Source organism: Hymenobacter ruricola (genome assembly GCF_015694525.1).
GTDB classification, from domain to species: domain Bacteria; phylum Bacteroidota; class Bacteroidia; order Cytophagales; family Hymenobacteraceae; genus Hymenobacter; species Hymenobacter ruricola.
Window position 1 is genome coordinate 133,015 of the sequence record NZ_JADQDM010000009.1, and the last position, 15,600, is coordinate 148,614.

Annotated in this window: 15 protein-coding genes; 5 read left to right on the forward strand and 10 right to left on the reverse strand. The window is 66.3% G+C overall.

The genetic code is table 11. The annotated features are described in order from the left end of the window. Positions 1–78: 78 nt before the first annotated feature. The 5 genes from I2H31_RS17005 to I2H31_RS17025 form a co-directional block, all read right to left on the reverse strand. Positions 79–741: an MIP/aquaporin family protein gene (locus tag I2H31_RS17005; RefSeq protein WP_196294246.1), complete on the reverse strand. Its 663-nt coding sequence runs from the start codon at positions 739–741 to the stop codon at positions 79–81. Beyond that, complete coding sequence (locus I2H31_RS17010) at positions 741–1,256, reverse strand: GNAT family N-acetyltransferase (protein ID WP_196294247.1); 516 nt, start codon at positions 1,254–1,256, stop codon at positions 741–743. The genes I2H31_RS17005 and I2H31_RS17010 overlap by 1 nt, the downstream gene beginning before the upstream one ends. A gap of 120 nt (positions 1,257–1,376) precedes the next feature. Then, positions 1,377–1,808, reverse strand: coding sequence for an arsenate reductase ArsC (locus I2H31_RS17015; protein WP_196294248.1), 432 nt, complete (start codon positions 1,806–1,808; stop codon positions 1,377–1,379). 127 nt (positions 1,809–1,935) lie between these two features. Then, entirely contained in the window at positions 1,936–2,394 is a 459-nt protein-coding gene (locus I2H31_RS17020; RefSeq protein ID WP_196294249.1) for a DUF6428 family protein, read from the reverse strand. 33 nt (positions 2,395–2,427) lie between these two features. Then, entirely contained in the window at positions 2,428–2,757 is a 330-nt protein-coding gene (locus I2H31_RS17025) for an ArsR/SmtB family transcription factor (protein WP_196294250.1), read from the reverse strand. A 381-nt stretch (positions 2,758–3,138) separates the two neighbouring features. Here I2H31_RS17025 and I2H31_RS17030 point away from each other — a divergent pair, with 381 nt between their 5' ends. Further along, positions 3,139–3,633, forward strand: a complete 495-nt coding sequence (locus I2H31_RS17030) for an energy transducer TonB (RefSeq protein WP_230687896.1) — start codon at positions 3,139–3,141, stop codon at positions 3,631–3,633. A 245-nt stretch (positions 3,634–3,878) separates the two neighbouring features. Here the strand turns inward: I2H31_RS17030 and I2H31_RS17035 are convergent, their stop codons facing one another. After that, positions 3,879–5,840, reverse strand: coding sequence for a BamA/TamA family outer membrane protein (locus tag I2H31_RS17035; protein ID WP_196294252.1), 1,962 nt, complete (start codon positions 5,838–5,840; stop codon positions 3,879–3,881). A gap of 207 nt (positions 5,841–6,047) precedes the next feature. On the opposite strand from I2H31_RS17035, the gene I2H31_RS17040 reads away from it, so the two are divergent. Together I2H31_RS17040 and I2H31_RS17045 are read left to right on the forward strand one after the other, a co-directional pair. Continuing rightward, positions 6,048–7,316 carry a putative DNA modification/repair radical SAM protein gene (locus I2H31_RS17040; protein WP_196294253.1) on the forward strand — a complete coding sequence of 423 codons (1,269 nt, stop codon included), beginning with the start codon at positions 6,048–6,050 and terminating at the stop codon, positions 7,314–7,316. A 5-nt stretch (positions 7,317–7,321) separates the two neighbouring features. Next, a complete protein-coding gene (locus I2H31_RS17045; protein ID WP_196294254.1) occupies positions 7,322–7,594 on the forward strand; it encodes a hypothetical protein in 273 nt (90 codons plus the stop codon). 43 nt (positions 7,595–7,637) lie between these two features. On the opposite strand, the gene I2H31_RS17050 is transcribed toward I2H31_RS17045, so the two are convergent. Further along, positions 7,638–10,661 (reverse strand): T9SS type A sorting domain-containing protein, encoded by a 3,024-nt coding sequence (locus I2H31_RS17050; RefSeq protein WP_196294255.1) that lies wholly within the window; start codon positions 10,659–10,661, stop codon positions 7,638–7,640. 131 nt (positions 10,662–10,792) lie between these two features. Between I2H31_RS17050 and I2H31_RS17055 the strand changes: the two genes are divergently transcribed. Continuing rightward, the gene (locus I2H31_RS17055) at positions 10,793–11,671 is read left to right on the forward strand and encodes an alpha/beta fold hydrolase (RefSeq protein WP_196294256.1); all 879 of its coding nucleotides are present in this window, start codon (positions 10,793–10,795) and stop codon (positions 11,669–11,671) included. A gap of 59 nt (positions 11,672–11,730) precedes the next feature. Then, positions 11,731–12,672 carry a TIGR03915 family putative DNA repair protein gene (locus I2H31_RS17060; protein WP_230687885.1) on the forward strand — a complete coding sequence of 314 codons (942 nt, stop codon included), beginning with the start codon at positions 11,731–11,733 and terminating at the stop codon, positions 12,670–12,672. Between the two features lie 167 nt (positions 12,673–12,839). Here I2H31_RS17060 and I2H31_RS25505 read toward each other — a convergent pair whose 3' ends face one another. The 3 genes from I2H31_RS25505 to I2H31_RS17070 form a co-directional block, all read right to left on the reverse strand. Next, positions 12,840–12,968 (reverse strand): hypothetical protein, encoded by a 129-nt coding sequence (locus I2H31_RS25505; RefSeq protein WP_262895794.1) that lies wholly within the window; start codon positions 12,966–12,968, stop codon positions 12,840–12,842. A 211-nt stretch (positions 12,969–13,179) separates the two neighbouring features. Beyond that, positions 13,180–14,643 (reverse strand): T9SS type A sorting domain-containing protein, encoded by a 1,464-nt coding sequence (locus I2H31_RS17065; RefSeq protein WP_196294257.1) that lies wholly within the window; start codon positions 14,641–14,643, stop codon positions 13,180–13,182. A gap of 219 nt (positions 14,644–14,862) precedes the next feature. After that, positions 14,863–15,477, reverse strand: coding sequence for a hypothetical protein (locus I2H31_RS17070; RefSeq protein ID WP_196294258.1), 615 nt, complete (start codon positions 15,475–15,477; stop codon positions 14,863–14,865). Positions 15,478–15,600 lie beyond the last annotated feature (123 nt).

Here is a 15,600-nt window from a genome sequence, read left to right on the forward strand (position 1 = left end):
GCGGACTTTGCAGTCCGCGTCCCCGGCGGACACCCGAACAATTCAACCGGCGCGGGCACGCGGACTACAAAGTCCGCGCTACTCCGTTCGGCGTAGTTGCAGCCCCCTGTCCACGGCCACGGCCAGCAGCGCGCCGGCCACCGGGCCTATTATATACACCCACCAATCGGTCCAGTTCCCGCTGAGCAGGGCGGGGGCCAGTGAGCGGGCCGGGTTCATGCTGGCACCCGTGAGCGGGCCGGCCACCAGCGCCTCCAGCGCCACCGTGCTGCTGATGGCCAGCCCCGCCAGAATGCCCACTTCCTTCGAGCCCGAAGTGACCCGAAAAATCACCAGCATCAGCCAGAACGTGAGGAACGTCTCGATGCCCAGCGCCTGCCCGGCGCCGTGTGCCGGCAGCGTGGCCCCGAGGTCGGAGCCCGGGGTGGCTATCAGTTTCACCAAAAAGCTGCCCAGGGCCGCGCCGGCTAGCTGGGCCAGCACGTAGGGCAGCACCCGCCGCCCCTCAAACCGCCCCATGGCCCAGAAGGCCACGGTCACGGCCGGGTTCACGTGGGCGCCGCTGGTTTCGCCCAGGCTCTGGATGAGGATGAACACCACCAGCCCAAAGGCCGCGGCCACGCCGCCGTGCCCCAGCGCGTGCGTCTGGGCATCGACCACCGCCGCGCCCGTCCCAAAAATCAACAAAATGGCCGTGCCCAGCACTTCGGCCAGCAGGCAGGTTCGGAGGGTTGGTTGCATCAGGCCGAAAGAGTATCCGTGGTGCCCACCGTGGCGCTGCGGCGCTCCAGCAGCAGGGTGTCGCGCCAGTGCCCGCGCAGCTGCCCAATCCGCTCGCGCCGGCCCACCAGCCGAAAGCCGGCCGCCTCGTGCAGGCGCACACTGGCCGCGTTCTCGGGGAAAATACCGGCTTGCAGCGTCCACAGGCCTTGCCGTTCCGACTCGGCCACCAGCGCCGCCAGCAGCGCCCGGCCCACGCCCTGCCCCCGCGCGGCGGCCGCGATGTAGATGCTCACCTCGGCCACGCCGCCGTACACGCAGCGGCTCGACACCGGCGAGAGGGCCGCCCAGCCCCGCAGCTGGTCCGGGGCGTCGTCGGCCGCGGCCACCAGCCGGCAGGCGGGCAGGTGGCCGGCGTCCCAGGCATCCCAGGTGGGCAGCTCGGTGGCGAAGGTGGCCTGACCGGTGGCCAGCCCCTCGGCGTAAATGGCGCGCACGGCCGGCCAGTGCGCGGCCGTCATCGGAAGTAGGCTCATGAAAAGGCGTAGGGGCGGGGCTGGCCCCCGCCCGTCGTTGCGCAAACTACGAAGCCCGGCCCCGCTTGGAGTTAGGCCAACCCAATTTTTTCCAACGGTGAGCGCGGACCAGCCCCGTCCTTACGTCGTTTGGAACTGTGCCCGCACGAAGTCGTGGGCGTAGGCTTTCACCTGCTCGCGCACGGCCCGAAACTGGTCCATAATTTCCTCCTCGCTGCCCGTGGCTCTGGCCGGGTCGGGGAAGTTGTGGTGCAGCTGCCGGGCGGTGGAGGGAAACACCGGGCACGCCTCCCGGGCGTGGTCGCACACGGTCAGCACGTAGTCGAAGGGCACGTGGGCGTACTCGTCCACGTGGTTGCTGGTGTGCTGCGAAAGGTCGACGCCGTCCTCGGCCATCACGCGCACGGCGCGCGGGTTCAGGCCGTGCACTTCCACGCCGGCGCTGTACACGGCGGCGCGCTCGCCCAGCAGTTGCTGCAGGTAGCCGTGCAACAGCTGGCTGCGGCAGGAGTTGCCGGTGCACAGCACCAGCACGTTTTTCTTGTCAGGCATAGGGGTTTCAATTGAAGAAGAGAGTAGCGCGGACTTTGCAGTCCGCGTCCCCGCGCCGTTCGGTGGTCGTTCGGGCATCCGCCGGGGACGCGAACTACAAAGTTCGCGCTACGCCGCTACGGTCCATTCAGCAGCACCCGCCGCCCGGCGCGCAGCCCGCCGCCTGCACCTGCGGCAAGGCCAGCAAATCGGCCGGAATGCCGCAGGCGTCCTGGGCCAGGCATGCGGTGTGCTTCGCGGTCAGCACGAAGTCGGTGCCGTCGAAGTCCAGCCCAAACCTGCCGATGGTGGCCTGCTGGTACTCCACTTCAATGGCCAGGTCCTCCGGGCCCAGAATCCGCTCCGAGAGCTGCAGGATGTGCAGGAGTTTCTGCGGCGCCAAGCGGTGGTCGTAGTCGCCGGCCTCCCACAGCTGGAAGTTGGCCACGGTTTCGCGGCGCTCCACGCCGCCGCAGTCGATGAAATGCTTGCTCACCCGCCCCACTTCCGTCACGTGGAAATGGGCCGGCAGGTAAGTGCCGTCCGGCAAGCGGAATGTAACGGCCGCTAGGCCCGCCAGGGCCTGCTTCATTTCGGAGATGTTCATAGCTGAGTTTGGTTAAAGCACGAAAGGATGATTTCAGCAGGCGTAATCGGCGGCCGGCAACTCGGCCAGCAGGCCATCGAGCAGCTGCCGGGCCCGGGCCCAGCCAGTGGGCGAGAGGCAGTAGCACACGCGGGGCCCGTCCACCTCGCCCTGCACCAGCCCGGCCGCCTTCAGCTCCTTGAGGTGCTGCGACACGGTGCTCTGCGACAGGGGCAGCTCCAGCACCAGCTCGCCGCACACGCAGGCCCGGCGCCGGGCCAGCAGCCGCACAATGGCCACCCGCGCCGGGTGCCCCAGCGCCTTGGCCACGGCCGCCAGCTCCTGCTCCTCGGCCGTGAACTCCTCCCGTTTGTGCGTGGCCATAGCTAGTTCCTTTGCTTATCGTCGATTTACGATTGCAAAGCTATGACTTGATTCGGTATTCAAAGTCTCATTCTGAATAATCTTGAAATTGTTAAACAAAATTTTTTAGAAAATTAACACCGGTGATATTTGCATAGTGCCAAAAGCCTTTACCTTTGTCATAGTAGTAGAGCCCCTACAGGCGCTTTATGAAAGATTTATAACCGTCCGTCCTATAATAAGTGCATTTAGCCAGTGGTTTGCCGCTTTCGGATAGCAAAATCATAATTATGCCGAAAAGACAATTTTTATTCAAAAACAATTCGTACCTTTAATTCGTTAGTTGCGGCAGGCGGGCGCCCAGTCCCGCTAGTATCTACCTCCTTATCCCAACTGCTCGTGATGCATTCTTTACGCTTCCTTTCTCTCGTTGGCCTGGTTGGGTTGCTGGCCTCCGTTCAAGGCCACGGGCAGGCCCGGGGCTACGCCGCACTGCCCGCCGGCCCCGCCACCGCCTCGGCGGCCCCGGTGCCGGCCGCAGCGGCCAAGACGCCCGCCGCGCCCACTTTCAGCCCCGATTCGGTGTTCATCAACCCCGAAGTGCGGCCCCAGTTCGTGGGCGGCGACAAAGCCTTTTCGGCCTACCTCGCCAAGTCCATTCGTTACCCGCAGCTGGCACTGCAGCGCCGCGTGTCGGGCAAAGTCTACGTCAATTTCATTCTGAGCGCCCAGGGCAAGGTGACCGATGCCCACGTCATCAGCGGCCCCGGCAACGGCCTCAACGACGAAGCCCTGCGCCTGGTGTGGCTGATGCCGCCCTGGGAGCCCGCCCGCGTGAACGGGCAGCCCGTGCGCGTGGCCTGCACCATTCCCATCGCCTTCACCGCCGACCGCTAAGCCCGGCCGCCGCTCTTTTAAATTAAAAACCAGCGCACTGCTACCTCTATTGTCCGGCCTTCTCCGAGCCGCGCTAGCCCGGAGAAGCCACTTTATCCCTCTATTCTATACCATTTCCGTGTTTTACCAAGTGCTTTAATTATTATATTAGGTGATAGCAAAAAGCCCCGCCCAGTTATTGGGCAGGGCTTTTTTGTGCGGTTGGGCGTCCGCCGAGGGGGCGGCCCTACGCCGAGGGGGCGGCCCTACTGATAAAGGGCGGTGCCGGGGGCGCCCAGGCCGAAATCGGTGAAGGTGACCGTTTCGCGGGCCGACTCGAATAGCCGCACGCCGTTGGGCGCGGTGAGGCCGCGCGGGTAGTAGCCCAGCAACACCTGGAAGGTGCGCAGGGCCGTGAACTCGTTGCGGAAGCGCACCCCCAGCCCAAACCCCATGTAGGGCGCCCCCCGAAACGGCGAGCCCCCGCGCGGCTGCTCGCTCACCCAGGCCGCGTCGGCAAAGGCGAGGCCGGCCAGCCGGAAGCCCAGCAGCGACAGGGGCGTGAACAGCGTGGTTTCGTAGTTGACCACGAAGCGGCTGGTGGCCAGCACGGGAAAAGCCGGCGAAAAGCCCCGCAGGCCCCGCTCGTTGGTGATGCCCTGGAGCAGGTCGCCGGGGCGGCGGTTGAGGCCGATGGTGCCGCGGCTGCTGAGAAAGTGCCGGTACTGCCAGTTGCCCAGGTGGTAGAGCCGCGTGAACGACGTGAGCTCGGTGGAAAGCACGCCCTGCTCCCAGGCCCGGCTTTGGTCGAGGCGCTGGAAGGCGCCCACGTCCACGGCGCCGTAGAGGTAGCCGCTGCGGGTGCTGAAGCCCGCCGCCGCCACGCGCGCGCCCAGGTAGCGGCGGGGCACCACGCGGTTCAGGTCGTAGCCGGCCGTGAGGCTGAGCAGGGTGCCGGCGGGCACGTCTTCGGTGCGGCCAAAACCGAACAGGTACCGGTCCTTGTAGTAGCGCCGCACGGAGTAGCCCACCGTGCCCAGCGCCAGGGTGCCGTCGTGGTAGTCGGGCGTTTCGAGGCCGGTGTCGGGGGCGGGGCGCGGCACGGCGCTGTAGTCGGTGCGAATGAGGCGGGCGGCCACAATCACGCGGCCGGGGTTTTCGTAGCCCAGGTCGTAGGAGCGCAGGCGCAGCGCGCGGCCCACCCAGGCGTCCTGCACCAGGGATTTCAGGGGGTAATACACGTAGGGCTGGCCGGGCGGCGGCGCCACCAGGGCCACGTCCTGCGAGTAGCTGTCGAAGCTGAGGGCGCCGGCGTAGCGGGCGCTGGGCGAGTAAAAGTCGCGCTTGAGCGTGACGCCGCCCGAGCGGTAGTTATTCTCGTTGCGGTAGCGCGCCTGGCCGTACACGAAGTTGCGAAACGGGGCCGTGTAGCTGCCCTGGTACGACCATTGCTGCGGGGTTTCGCCGTTGTCGGTGCTCAGGCCGCGGCCGTACTCGTAGCTGTTTTCGAGCTGGTGGCCCTGGCCCAGGAAGTTCTGGTCGCCAAACGTGACGATGCCCGCCGTGGCCGAGCCCAGCTGAAACCCCGCCGTGATGCTGAACACGTCGGTGGTGAGCACCGTGATGTCGACGCTGTCGCGGGTGCTGCTGGCCTCGTTCACCAGCACGCGGGCGTCCAGGATTTCGGGCGTGGTGCGCAGCAGGCGCTCCGACTCGGCCAGGGCCTGGGGCTCCAGGGGCTGGCCCGGCCGGAACAGCAGCACTTGGCGGATGCGCGAGCGGGCCGTTTTGATGTGCAGCGTGTTGCCCGATTTTTCCCAGAAGGAGCGGGGCACCCGCGTGGAGTCGCTGATGCTGTAGCCGAAGGCGTCGAGGGTTTTAATCTCGACGCGGCGCACGATTTTGAAGTTGTGCTGGTCGAACTGCCGGTTCAGTAGCACGGCATCGAGGCCGGCCTGCTCCTCCTGGCGCTGCGTGAAGTTGAACAGCCCGGACAGGGCGCGGCCGGCAATGGTTTTGCGGCGCGAGTAGGCCTTGAGCCGGCTGATGAGGCGCTCCTGGTCGAAGCGGCGGCGCAGGGAGTCGGCGCGGTGGGGCAGGATTTCCGCGGCGGCCTTCAGGGAGTCGGGCGGTGCGGCCGAGCGCGGGTCAAAGCCCTGCCCCGCCGCCGGCCGGACGCCCCCGGCCAGCAACACAAACAGCCAAAATAACCAACCGCGAAATCTCATAATGGGGCGCAACGCTGCAAAATACGAAAAGGAGCCCCGCCCGTTGGCCGGCCGGGCCCGGGCCGGGCAGCGCTTGCTAAAAGCCGGCGCAATGGCACCGGGTTATTTTCCCGAAAAAAGAAACTATTCCCAAAAAAATTAGCTTAGAACATATTGCCGCTACGGCCGCCGCCTATTACTTTTAAGCCCGAAAGCCAGCCCTTCCTCATGAACGAGCGCATTCAAGAGAAACTAAGCATATTAGCCGATGCCGCGAAGTACGATGCTTCGTGCAGCAGCAGCGGCGCCAAGCGCAAAAATGAGAACAAAGGCCTGGGCAACGCCGAAGGCATGGGCATTTGCCACAGCTACACCGAGGACGGCCGCTGCGTGAGTTTGCTGAAAATTCTGCTCACCAACCACTGCATCTTCGACTGCGCCTACTGCGTGTCGCGCCGCTCCAACGACGTGAAGCGCGCCGCCTTCACCGTCGACGAGGTGGTGGACCTCACCATCAACTTCTACCGCCGCAACTACATCGAAGGGCTGTTCCTGAGCTCCGGCATTTTCAGCAGCCCCGACTACACCATGGAGCGCCTCGTGCGCATCGTGAAAAAGCTGCGCACCGAGCACAAGTTCAACGGCTACATCCACGTCAAAACCATTCCGGGTGCTTCGGAAGAGCTGATTCAGGAGGCCGGCCTCTACGCCGACCGCCTCAGCGTGAACATCGAGCTGCCCTCGGAGCTGGCCCTCACGCAGCTGGCCCCGGAGAAGAATTACCAGGAAATCCTGACCCCGATGAGCCAGATTCGGGACGGCATCATCCAAAATAAAGAGGAAAAGGCGCTGTTCAAGAAAGTGCCCAACTTCGCCACTGCCGGCCAGACGACGCAGCTCATCGTGGGCGCCAGCGCCGAGACGGACCTGCAAATCATCAAGCTCACCGACTCGCTCTACCAGGGCTACGGCCTGAAGCGCGTGTACTACTCCGGCTACATCCCCGTGACCGACGACGCCCGCCTGCCGCAGGTCACGCAGCCGCCCGTCATCCGGGAGCACCGCCTGTACCAGACCGACTGGCTGATGCGCTTCTACGGCTTCCAGGCCGACGAAATCCTGGACCCTGCGCACCCGCACCTCGACCTGGAAATCGACCCCAAGCTGGCCTGGGCCCTGCGCAACCGCCACGTGTTTCCGGTGGACGTGAACACGGCCGACTTCGAGATGATACTGCGCATTCCCGGCGTGGGCGCCCGCTCGGCCAAGCGCATTGTGGCCGCCCGCCGCTTCGCCAAGCTGAACATGGAGACGCTGCGCCAGCTCGGCGTGGTGCTCAAGCGCGCCAAGTTTTTCCTCACCTGCGAGGGCGAGCACCGGCCCATCCTCGGCGAGCTGAGCGAGCAGCAGGTGCGCCGCCAGATTCTGTTCGGCGCCGGTTCGGTGCGCTCGGCCCTCGTCACCCAACAGCTCGACCTTTTCGCCCAAGCTTCCTAGCTGCTATGAACTACGACGCTCTTTTCTCGAACAACCTGCCTGCGCTGCCCAAAAGCAGCAGCCTGGGCGGCGTGCAACACGACATCTTTTTTTCTGTCATGAAAGTCATTCACCGCCAAAACCAGCCCCTTCCCGTCACGCAGTCGTCGGACAAAGTGGCCCGCCTTTCCTGCGTGTGCCGCCTCAGCGAGCTCATGCCGCTGGTGCGCCAGATGCACGACGAAGCCCGCGCCCGGCACCAGGCTCAACTGCAAGAAAACACGCAGCAGGCGGCGTAAAGGCTTAGCGCGCCCCGCGTAAGGAGGGCGGCGGGAGCCTGCTCTATTCTATCAATAGGCGGCCGGAAGCTTCCCCGGCCCGCACCACGTATACCCCCGGCGCCAGGCCGGCCACCGGCAGCGTGAGCGTGGTGGCCAGGGCCGGCAGCGTGGCGCGGCGCACCGTCCGCCCCAGGGCATCGAGCACCGTTACGGCGCGGGCCTCCACTGCAGCGGGCAGGGTGATGGCCACGGCCTCCAGCGCCGGGTTAGGAGCCAGCGCCAACGGCGCACTGCCAGCCCGGCCCTCTTGTATGGCCAGCGGCAGGGCGGTGTCAACGATGGTGGCCAGGGCGGCGGAGGTTCCGGTATTGGGCACGGCGATGGGCCCGAACGTTGCCGGGCCGTCGAGGGCGGCAGCCATGTAAATGGTCTGGTTGCCGACGGCCACGCCCTGGCCCGCGTCGGACCGGGGGCCGCCACCGGACGTGCCCCAGGCCCAGGTGCCGGCGGTGCCGTTGTCGATGAGCTTGGCCAGGAAGGCATCATTGCTCCCGGCGTAGGCCAACGCGCTGCCGCCAATGCTGAGCGGTCCCTGGAAATACCCCGTGACGTAGAGGCTGTTGCCGCGCAACGCCAGGTCCGTCACCGACTCGTTGGTGGGGCTGCCGGCCACCGCGCCCCAGGCCCAGGTCGGGGTGGTGCCGGCCAGGTTGACTTTGGCCACGTACACGTCGCTCTGCCCCGCCGTGGGCACCCTGGTACTGCCGAAGTCGATGGTGGGGCCGTTGGTGGTGCCGGCCACGTAGAGGTTGTTGCCGTTCAGGGCCAAGCCCATGGCTTCGTCGGTGCCGGTGCCACCCGTGCGCAGGGCCCAGGCCCAGGTGGCGCTGCTGCCGTTGTCGGTCAGCTTGGCTACGTAAGCATCGTTGGCGCCGGCGCTGGTCAGGGTCAGGCCGCCAAAGGTGGCCGTCGCCGCCCCGAAGCCGCCACACACGTACACGCTGCCGCCGCTGGCCAGCACGTCGTACACATAGTCGTTGCTTGGGCTGGCGCAGGACGTGGCCCAGGCCCAGGTGGCGGCGTTGCCCCCGTCGAGCAGCTTGGTTACGAAGCCGTTGGCGCGGTTGTTGGCGTCGCGGGGCAGCGCGGTGGTGCCAAACGTGGCCGTTTCCGTGTAAAACCCGCTTAAGTACACGTTGCGGCCATCGACGGCCACTTTGGCGGCGCCTTCGTCCGAATTGCCGCCCCCCGAGACGGCCCAGGCCCAGACCGGCGCACCGGAGGCTTCGTTCACTTTGGCCACAAAGGCGTCGTTGTTGCCTCGGTTGGGCACCGTAATCCCGCCGAAGCTGGCCCCCCCAGTCACAAGGCCGCTCACCAGCACCCCATCAGGGCCGAGGGCGATGCCGCTGCCCGAATCGGAGTCGGGCCCGCCCGCGCCGATGGCCCAGGCCCAGGTGCCGCGGCGGGCGTCCCACCGGGCCACGAAGACGTCGTAGCGGCCCCGGCTGACCAGGCGGGTGCTGCCAAAATCAACCCGCCCCGAGAACCGGCCCGTCACGTAGGCATCGTCGCTGGGGAGGGACGCCACGGCCCCGGGCCAGTACGCGCCGCCGGGGTTGACGCTTTGCACGGCCAGCCAGGTGCCCGTGGGGCTCAGGGCGCCCATTACCAGGGTGTTTTGGCCACCGGTTTGCAGGGGCGAGTTGAGGGCACTGCCGAAAGTGGCCGTGGCGCTGAACAAAACGCCCGTGACAAACACCGTGGTGGCGTTGGCCGCGATGCTGTTGAGGTTGTCCTCGTCGGTGCCACCGCTGGCCTGGGCCCAAGCCCAGGCGCTGCTGGCGCCGGCATCGGTTAGCTGGGCCACAAAGCCGTCGGCCGTGTTGGTGCCGGTGTTGGCCAGGGTGGGCAAGCCACTGAACGCAAGCGAAGTGCCCTGGATGGTGCCGCCCAGGTACACCGTGCCCGCGGCGCCGATGGCCAGGCCATTGGCCTTGTCGGAGCCATTGCCCACGGTGCGGTTGGCCCAGTTCCAGGTGGCCGTGGTGCCGGCATCGGTCAGCTTGGCCACGAACACATCGGCGCCCGCGCTACTGATGGCGGGCAGGCTGACGGCGGTGCCCAGCCGGAAATTGTAGCTGTTGTAATCGCCCGCGATGTAGACGGTGTTGCCCGTCACGGCCAGCGCGGTGCTGTTGTCGTTGAGGGCTCCGCCGCCGCTGTAGGCCCAGGTCCAGGCCCCGTTGGCGTCGTTGAGCTTGGCCACGTACACGTCGGTGGCGCCCACCGGCACGAGGTTGCGGGTGCCAAAGGAGGCCGTGCCGGTGTAGGTGCCCGTGAGGTACACGCCGCCGCTGCTCACCCCCAGGCCGCCGGCCGAGGTCAGCCCGCCGTTGGGAATGTTCTGCACCCAGTTCCAGGCCACGCTACTGCCGCCGTCGGTGAGCTTGGCGATGAATACGTTGGACGGGCCGATGTATTTTATCAACGGTGTGCTGCCGAACACAGCATCGCCGCTGCTGTAGTCGCCGGCCACGTACACGTTGCTGCCCCGCGCGGTTAGAGTAGCGGCCCGTTCGTCGTCGTCGGAGCCACCGCCGCGAACGGCCCAGCCCCAGGTGGCCGTGGTGCCCGCGTCGCTGAGCTTGGCCACGAACATATCGAGGCCGCCTGCGCTGCTCAGCGTGGTGCTGCCGAAGCTGGCGCCCGTGGCGCCGAACGAGCCCGCCACGTACACGTTGCCGCCGCTCACGGCCAGCGCCGAAGCGCGGTCGTCGCGGGCGCCGCCGGCGGTGCGCACCCACACCCAGGCCGCCGTGGTCGGGTTCCATTTGGCCACGAAGACGTCTTGGCCGCCCGTGCTTTCTACCACGGAGCCGCCCACTTCCACCCGGCCCGTGAAGTAGCCGGTCACGTACACGTTGCCGGCGGCGTCGGCCGCGTTGGCCTGGGGCACCACGGTGCCCGCCACCGGGTTGGGCGCGCCGGTGGCTACCCGCGTCCAGGCCGGGGCTTGGGCTCGCGCCGCAATCGTGATGAAAAAAGCCGCCAATAGGCAAAGAAAGCGTAGCGAAAAGGCCATATAATGAATGGAATAGGAATTGTCCCACAAGGTACGACGTTGAGTATAATACCAACTGACGGGCCACTCGCCGCACCTTTAACCACACCGGGGCTGGCAACCTCCACCCAACCGTCGCGGTACACCCCAGCATGCCGTACCCGCTCGAACAAAGCCTGATTGCCACCAACGGCCTGCGCCTGCACGTGGCCCGGTGCGGCCCCGAAACCGGTCCGTTGGTGGTGCTGCTGCACGGCTTCCCCGAGTTCTGGTACGCGTGGCGCAAGCAGCTGGAGGTGCTGGCCGATGCCGGCTACCGCGTGTGGGCGCCCGACCAGCGCGGCTACAACCTCAGCGACAAGCCGCGCCGGGTGCGCAGCTATGTCATCGACGAACTGGCGGCCGACGTGGTTGGGCTAATTGACGCGGCCGGGTGCGAAACGGCCGTCGTCATCGGGCACGATTGGGGCGCGGCGGTGGCCTGGCACCTGGCCGCGCATTGCCCCGGCCGCGTCAGCCGGGTGGCTATTCTGAACGTGCCGCACCCGCGGGTATTGGGCCGGGCCCTGCTGCGAAAGCCCGGCCAGCTCTTGAAAAGCTGGTACGTTTTCTTCTTTCAGCTGCCGTGGCTGCCCGAGGCGCTGGTGAAGCTGCGCCGCTGGCGCTTTGCCCGGCAGGCGTTGCGCGGCACCAGCCGCCGGGGCACCTTCAGCTCAGCCGATTTGGCCCGGTACGAGGTGGCGTGGGCTCAGCCCGGCGCCATGCGCAGCATGATAAACTGGTACCGGGCCGCGGCGCGGTTTGCCAGCCGGCTGGGCAAAACGGGCCGGGTTTCGGTGCCCGTCCGCATCATCTGGGGCGAGCGGGACGCATTTTTGAGGCGCGAACTTGCCCAGGAAAGCCTGGCTTACTGCGATGACGCCGAGCTGACCTACCTGCCCGCCAGCCACTGGGTGCAACACGAAATGCCCGCCGAAGTAAACGAGCTGCTGCTGCGGTTTCTTAAGCATCAGCAGCAAGAACAAACCTGAACTTGAAGCTGGGCAGCCGGACCGTTCTTGCCCTGCTGCCGTCCATCCAACCCATCGCCTTGGCAAACATTCGCCCTCTCCGCCGTCCGTCGGCCGCACCTGCGCCCGCCGGCGCAGCCCCGCGCCGGCCGCTGCCGCCCTTCACAGGCCCGCCGCAGGATTACACCTACGATGGCACTTTTGAGGGGCTGCTGACGGTGCTTTTCACCGTGTACGACCGCAAGGCGTCACCCAATAGCATTCAGCCCGAAGCCCGCGTGCAGGGCGGCTTATTCGCCGCGCCCGCGCCCGTCGAAACCAGCGAAGCCCTGGCGGCCCGCGTGTGGGAAGGCCTGGCCAACTCCATGGACGCGGAGGCCCGCACGCGCCTCTACCACGTGTTTTTGAGCGAGGACGCGGACCGGGAAATGCTCATTTTTCGCTACGTGGACTTGGCGTTGCGCGCCGACCGCGACATTGCCGAAAACTACGCCAACGCCGACGTGCGCCGCGTGCAGCGCCTGGCCCAGATGATGTTCCGCGAAAAGCACCGCATGGAAGCCTTCGTGCGCTTCGAGAAAACCCAGGACGAGCTGTTTCACGCCACCATCGAGCCCGACATGGACGTGCTGCCGCTCATCGCCGCGCACTTCACCACGCGCTACGCCGACCAGCGCTGGCTGATATACGACCGTCGCCGCCACTACGGCCTCTACTACGACCTCACGCGCACCGACGTGGTGCAGTTTGAAACCGCCACCGCGCCGAAAGCCAGCGGCCTCTCGGCCACGGTGCTCGATGAGCGCGAACCCTTGTTTAAAGTGCTGTGGCAGGCGTATTTCGACCACGTCAACATTCCGGAGCGCAAAAACCTGAAGCTGCACCGCCGCCACATGCCGCTGCGCTACTGGAAATACCTGAGCGAAAAGCAGCCGCGCGAAACGCGCTTCGCGCCCATCCCGAACAAGCAGCCGCCCCGCAACGGTGGCTTGCAGCTACGGGCGCCGGAAGGGGAGGAGTAACGCTTGGCGATGTTGGTTTTTGGCGCAAGCTGCCGGTGCCGCTTGGGGCAGGTGGCCGGCCGGGCCTGGCGCAGGCTTGGTCAGACGGCGTTGTTTTCTTCGAGGCGCAGCAGGACCTCGTCGATGGTCAGCTCGCCGATGACGAACTGGCTGAGCAGGGCGCGCTCTTACTGCTTGGGGGCCAGCGCGGTGTTCTCGGTGAGGCGCAGCGCCGTTGTGACGAGGCGCTGGCGGCCCTGAGAGGTAGCCAGCACCGAAGTGGATGGCTCAGCTTGGAGGGAATCAGGGACTTTCATAAAGCTGATGGGGTGAGTGCCTCGCAAAGCTAGCTCCCGATTGAACCAGATTTGTTGCGTATTTAAGCGGATTTTTGGAAGGATAAAGCGCGTGTTAGCCTCAGAAAACACGCAGCTTAAGGCAAAGGATTTCCTGGAAAACAGGTCGGGCGGAAACCGGCACTTCTGCCGGTTTCCGCCCGAAGGATTGAAGCAGTGCGCGCGCCGCCGCTTACTCGTGCACCACTTTCAGGCTGGCCTGCTGGCCGCCTTGCGCCAGGCGCAGCACGTAGGGCCCGGTAGCCAGCTGGCCCAGTTCGGGCAAAGCCACGGTGGTGAGGCCGGCCGGCAGCTCCAGGGCGCGGCGTAGCAGCGCCCGGCCCAGGGCATCGAGCACCTGCAGGGTGGCCGGGCCGGCGCTGGCCGTGCGCACGCTGAGCGAAGCGCCCCCGATGCCAAAGGGATTGGGCCAGGCGGCGGCCGTGAGGCCGAGCGGTGCGGCCACCTTCAGGTTGCGCACGGGCGAGTAGCTGGCCGTGCCGTCCTGGTCGACCTGGCGCAGGCGGTAGTACACCACGTCGGCGGCGTAGCGGGTTAGGTTCTTATCAACCAGCTGGTAGTCGTGCGGCTGGGTGGTGCTGCCGTGGCCCTTCACCGTGCCAATGCGCCCAAATGCCTTGCCGTCGGCGCTGGCTTCCACCTCGAAATGGTCGTTGTTTTTCTCTGAGGCCGTGGCCCACTTCAACAGGCCGTCATTTTCGCCCAAGGGCTCGGCCGTGAACAGGGCCAACTCAACGGGCAGCGGGTTGGCGGCGTTGCTGACAGTGAGGCGGCCCAGCGCGGCCGTACTGAAGGAGAAGCTGCGGCTGCTGCCGCTCACGGTGGCGGCCTGCAGGCCGCTGGCCGGGCCCCACAGCGCCGAGCCCAAATCGGCGTGCCAGGCCTGGGCCTGGGCGAAGCTGGTCAGGCCGTTGTCATCATCGGCGAGCCACTGCAGCGTCACGGGCACAGGCGCCGCCGGGGCCACGGCCGTTTCCACGGCCCAGATGCGGTCGATGCCTTTGAGGCCGGCGTTGGTGAAGTTCACGCCGCGGCTCACGTTATCCGTTTGCAGGCCAGCGGTGCGCGTAATGGCCACCTGGCCCAGGCCCGTGCGGTCGAGGGCGGCGCCGTGGCCGAAATCGAGCACGCCGCTGCCGGCCGCGCGCACCACTTTCAGGTTGCCCTGCACGTAGCGGCCGGTTTGCTCACCGCTGAGCGTGGCCCCGTCGGGCAGGGTGAGGGTCACGGTGGGGTCGGTGCGGAGCAGGCCGCTGCTGAGCAGTAGCTGGTTGCTCACACTCAGGTCGCCGCGCAGCAGCACGCGGTTGGCGCCGGCGGCGCCGGTGTTGGCCACTTCCAGCCGGGTCAGGTCAGCGCCGCCGGGCGTGAGCTGCTGGTCGGCGCTGCCCGTGAAGCGCAGCAGCCCGGCGCCGCTCAGGGTGCCGGCGTTGGCCACGTCGCCGGTGGTTTGCAGGGTGCCGTCGTTTTGCAAGGCGCTGCCGGCCTTGTTCAGCACGCCACCCTCCACGGAGAGCACCGCGCCCGACTGTACCGTGATGGTGGCGCCGTTGTTGGTGAGGGTTTGGGCAAAGCCGGGGGCAGAAGCCAGCAGCAGGGCCGTTGCCAGGGCGGGAAAAGAGTAGTTCTGTGTCATAACCTGAAAATGCAAGCGTGGAAAATTACGAAGGAGCTGCTGCGGGCGCCAACTCTCCCGCCGGATAAATAAAATTACAGAAGCCGTTGGTATCCGGTATCGCGCTGCCGGTGAGTACATTCGTGTCGTTGCCGGTGCGGGAAGGCACCAGAGCCAATGCAGCGTATTTACTTTAAAAATGACGAAGCATCGGGGCGCTGCCCTTGGTTCGGGATTGGGTTATACCGGGCATTGCCAGCAAAAAGGAGGTGCCCAAAGCAGTATAGAATTATTCTTCATAAGCAGAAACTTCAGGTCAGAGTTCGAGAAGGCGCTGGTGCCGGAGTAAGAAATCCCGTCGGGATAAGAGTCGTTGTTGTAGAGAGAATATGCGCTGCTCAGGCCGGTGCTGAAGGAATACGTGCCGGCCGTGGTGATGACGGGTGTGGTGAGCACCACGGAGGTGAGGCCGTAGTTCGCCGCGTAGGCCACAGACTTTGTGGCCAGCACCGTGCCGCCCGGCGCCCCCCGGAAGAGTTGAAACGTGCCCGAGCCTCCGTTCACGTACACGTCGATGCTGGTGATGGTGGCCCCCGCCGGCGGGGTGAAGCTCTGGCCGGGGTTGTTGTAAAAGCTGCTGCCGTACGGGGCGTCGAACTGGCCCACGGTGCCGTTGTTGACCGTCGCTGCGCCCAGCCGGAGCGTGCCGCGCACGTCGAGCGTCGCCGAGGGCGTGGTGGTGCCGATGCCCACGTTTTGGGCCAGGGCCGGGCCGCTGGCCAGGGCCGCCGCCAGCAGCAGGGCCGCGCGGCATAAAGAAGGAAGGACTGTGATGAAGCGGAGAAGTGTTTTCATTGCAGAGCCGGACAAAGCCGGTGCGCGAGGCCGCACGCCGTCGGTTTCTTCAAAAGTGCCCCTGGCGCGGCCCGCTGCCAACAAAAAGTAGCAGACGCCCGCCCGTGGTATGCGAACGGCTGG